At 42.4% G+C, this 4,221-nt stretch carries 3 protein-coding genes; 2 read left to right on the top strand and 1 reads right to left on the bottom strand.

Translation table 11 applies throughout. The annotated features are described in order from the left end of the window. Both CALSC_RS13035 and CALSC_RS13030 read left to right on the top strand, forming a co-directional pair. The coding region (locus CALSC_RS13035; RefSeq protein ID WP_235006781.1) for a ketopantoate reductase C-terminal domain-containing protein at positions 1–677 on the top strand (677 nt) is incomplete at its 5' end. 29 nt (positions 678–706) lie between these two features. Beyond that, a complete protein-coding gene (locus CALSC_RS13030) occupies positions 707–1,561 on the top strand; it encodes a glutamate dehydrogenase (protein WP_088241769.1) in 855 nt (284 codons plus the stop codon). A gap of 243 nt (positions 1,562–1,804) precedes the next feature. Here CALSC_RS13030 and CALSC_RS13025 read toward each other — a convergent pair whose 3' ends face one another. After that, positions 1,805–4,096, bottom strand: coding sequence for a DUF6851 domain-containing protein (locus CALSC_RS13025; protein ID WP_143288245.1), 2,292 nt, complete (start codon positions 4,094–4,096; stop codon positions 1,805–1,807). Positions 4,097–4,221 lie beyond the last annotated feature (125 nt).

The following is a 4,221-nucleotide window of genomic DNA, read 5'->3' as shown; positions in this document are numbered from 1 at the left end:
GTAAGTTATACGACGTAAAAAGTGCTTTAGAGGAGATAGGAAAATATCACTTTAATCCGCAAATTATCGCTTTTATACAAAATGGCATTGTTGACCAGGATTTCTATGTTGAATTTCAAGAACATCCAGGATTAATTACTGTTAGTGTATTTAATGGATATAACCTGACAGATAACAATATTATAGTCAGAGAAAGTCATCTGGGTTTACAGGTCGAAGATACTGTGGCGGGGCGAAAAATTTGTGATTTATTCACATCAGCTGGTATTCGCTGTCATCCTACACCTAATATTGAGGAGATGAGAGTAAAAAAACTGATAACTAATGCGGCATCGAATGCGCTATCAGCAATAGAGAAAAAAACAATTGGAGAATTAATTGCTGACAAAAAACTAAAAGAAGTTTTTGACGGAATCATCCAAGAAAGTTGGGCAGTCCTGAAAGATGACTATCATCTACCCAGTCTAGAGTTTCTGCAAGAAGAAATATATCAACTTATCAGTAAAGTCAAAGAACACTACTCTTCAATGTACCAGGATTTAAGATCTGGAAGAAATACAGAGATTGAATTTCTGAATGGGTTTATTGTTAACTTAGGAATAAAAAAAGGAATTACAACTCCTTATAACCAACAAGTTTATCTGGCAACACTAGCAGAACAAAAGAACTATCAATGAAAATGATTCACTGTGCATTCAATAGTTGAATGAAAAAAGAGAAAAATCATAACAAGGAAATATTAATACGTGTCTTTGCCCATGCCATTAAAGACATCATTGAATATATACCCGGCCCCGACATGGGAACGGATGAACGGTGCATGTACTGGGTCAAATCAGAAATTGGTCGGGCTGTGGGATTACCACGGGAAATAGGAGGTATTCCTTTAGATGAAATTGGTGCTACTGGTTTTGGGCTCAGTGTTTGCGCTGAAGTTGCTAGTAGTTTTTGTGATGTGAATCTGGAAGGAGCACGGATAGTAATTCAGGGTTTTGGTTCTGTAGGGCAACACGCAGCTCGTTTTTTAGCAGCTAAAGATGCTGTACTAGTTGCCGCAGCAGATTCCCAGGGAACAATCTTTAATCCTCAAGGTATTGATATTGAACACCTGATCCAACTCAAAAATGTTGGTAAGAGTGTAATTGATTACTCTCAAGGGGAGAAACTAGAGCAGGATGCAGTAATTGCCATTCCCTGTGACATTTGGATACCAGCAGCCAGACCAGATGTGATTCATAGTGACAATGTAGATAGACTGCAAACTAAACTTGTTTTGCAAGGAGCTAATATTCCTTTCACCGCAGAAGCAGAAAGAATATGCCATCAACGTCATATTTTGATTGTCCCTGATTTTATTGCCAATGCTGGGGGTGTAATTTGTGGAGCAGTGGAGTATGCCGGTGGTAATCAGCAAAATGCTTTCCAAGCGATTGAAAAGAAGATTCGCCAAAATAGCACCTTGGTTTTAGAAACTGCTACTAAGACCGGAATACAACCACGAGAGGTGGCGGTGGAAATAGCCAAACGACGAGCCTGTAATGTGATGAAGTGGTGGGAGTGAAATTTGCAAATTTGGTGGTAGCTATTTCCAGAGGAAGTAAGGTAAAGGCTTATTTTTGGTTAAAGACAGCAGGAATCTTTGGCAAGTGAAGATACTCCAGTACCATACTAAACAATAAAATGTCCCACGGTTGGTGGGACGTTTTATTCTCTATAAGTGCCTAATGGTGTCCGCGCTGGAACTGTCCGCAGCGCTAAAGATAAGCTTTTTGGATGTTTATCTAGTGAAACTGATTAAAGAGGATTAAGCGAGGGAGAAAATCTGGTCAACATTATTGCTCAATGTACTGGCATTATTCCAACTGACAACTGCAAGCAGATCATTTCCTTGGAAGACTTTAGCACCGTCGCTACTATCATCGAAAGATAGATTATCCAAACTGCTGACCTGGAAATGAGTTGAACCGAGTTGGAAGTTGTTAATAATGTCGTAGCCTTTACCCTTTTCCAATACAACAGTAGTAGAACCACCGCCACCAAGCCAAACTGTATCAAAGCCACGACCACTGTTGATGTAGTCATTACCACCATTGCCATAGATGGTGTCATCTCCATTATTGCCATAGATAATATCGGCTTGAGAACCTCCATAGATCAAGTCGTCACCTTTTCCACCTGCTATGTAGTCTTCGCCACCATTGCCATAGATGGTGTCATCTCCATTATTGCCATAGATAATATCGGCTTGAGAACCTCCATAGATTAAGTCGTCACCTTTTCCACCTGCTATGTAGTCTTCGCCACCATTGCCATAGATTACGTCATCTCCAGCACCACCGTCCATGAATTCATTGCTACCAGAACCGGCAATGGTATCATCTCCCTTTCCACCGAAGAGTTCATCTTCACCACCATTACCATAGATAGCATCATCTCCGCGTAGACCACGGATAATCTCAGCAGCGCTAGTGCCAGATAGAACATCATTACCCCTAGTACCACGTATGATTTCTTTCTCAATTGGTTCAGGTTCACCACCATTGATAAAGAACTGTGTCTTTTCAAAAACCGTAGCACCTACTTCTTGCCCTAAAGTCCTACCGTTAAGGTCTCCATCCGTAAAGTGAATACCACCATAGAGACGAGAAATACCAGCCTCATCAGCAGCCTCACTGAAAGTTTCCCACTCCAATGTCACTGCATCTGTAGGTGTAACTCCAGGTTCAAAGCGAGATTCACCAGGTTTAAAAGTAATAAAAGCACCAAAATCATCACTACCGGTAAATAACTTTAAAATCTCGGCCGCAGAAGCACTAAAAGCACTGTGTCCAGAAGTGTATTCTGCAAATGGTGGAGAGGGATCGCTACCAGGAGTCTGATAAGTAAGAAAATCAGTGGCGAGAATAGTCTGAGTTCCTTCTCCTGGACCACCCCAAGCATCAATAACGAACCCTCCGAGGTCTGTATCGAACTCTCCAATCAAACCCAGCTCACTAAGGTCTCGAATTGCCCTCACAGGACGGGCATAGTCATAAAATGTCTTGGCTTCCCAGGTAGCAATACCAGCATCGAAAACTGCATTACCTAATCCAAAGAAGAGTTGGGCATCTTCATCTAAAGTGTTGTCATCTCGTGCTGAGACAAATTGTCCAAAGGTCATCCAGGTACCTGGAGGGAAAGAGGTTCCACCCCCATCTTCCCAAAACTCAGCTACTAGCTTTTGCTCATCAGTGAGATTTGCGCTGATATTGACAACTTCCTCAGCTTGGGCAATAAATTCAGGATTGATGATTTCCCCAATAAGGCTTTCGTTAATTGCTAAAACATCGCCTGAATTGTATGTAGCTGTATTCTGATTGAGAGTAATCGTTTGTGCTTCTACATCAACTACACCATCTACCAAGAGAAATGGTTCTGGTGCTTCTGGTCGAAATTGGTCGCCGGATTCCAGAGCAAATGGGGTGACTTGACCCCACTGAGGAGTGAGAAACTGTTGGATACGATCTTCCTCCCCTGGGGCGGCATCAATAGGTACCGGCTCTGGTGTCCAGAAGTCAATGAAGTTGGTATCGCTAGGGCCGTTGACAGGTTCATAGTCACTGGTATCGGAGGAACCATCAAGGCGACGGAATTCCAGTAAGGCTTCTGCAGAGACATTACCAATACCCGCAGCAGTGCTAGTATCAGTGGTGTCGTTTGCTGAGTCAAAGCCCAACTCAGCCATCAACTCATCGAAAACTGCTGTCTCTGTGGGGAATAGCTCTGTTAAAACACGATAAGCAGCAAAGCTCATCGCCTTTTCTTTGTTTGCGTCGGTAATCTCTGCTGCAGAAACCTGTAGGTCATCGCCAAGTTGAGTACCGATAGCTGTTGGGTCATAAGCAGCCCAAGCATCGAACATGGCGGTATGCATTACACCATAAGCCCGGGAAGCAATGGTTGGTCCAGGAGAACTGTTGATGACCGCTTGCTGGACGGCTTTGTCCCACAGAACGGAAATTGTGGGGTCATCATCGTTAACTGTAACCAGTTGAGTCTCGGGATCGAGGATCAACTGAACGTCATCATTGATTTCACTAGTAGATTTTTGTGACATGTTTACTTGTCATGAATATTATGAATCTTGCAAAATGATTTCAGAGCTTGATCACAATTACCCCAGATATTTAGGTTTGCCTTGTTCTAAGATGAATTCAATTACGGGAAAAATTATGCAATTTT

Source organism: Calothrix rhizosoleniae SC01, from assembly GCF_900185595.1.
GTDB lineage: Bacteria > Cyanobacteriota > Cyanobacteriia > Cyanobacteriales > Nostocaceae > Calothrix_A > Calothrix_A rhizosoleniae.
Note: the sequence above shows the minus strand (reverse complement) of the source record. Positions and strands in the feature narration are given on the sequence as shown.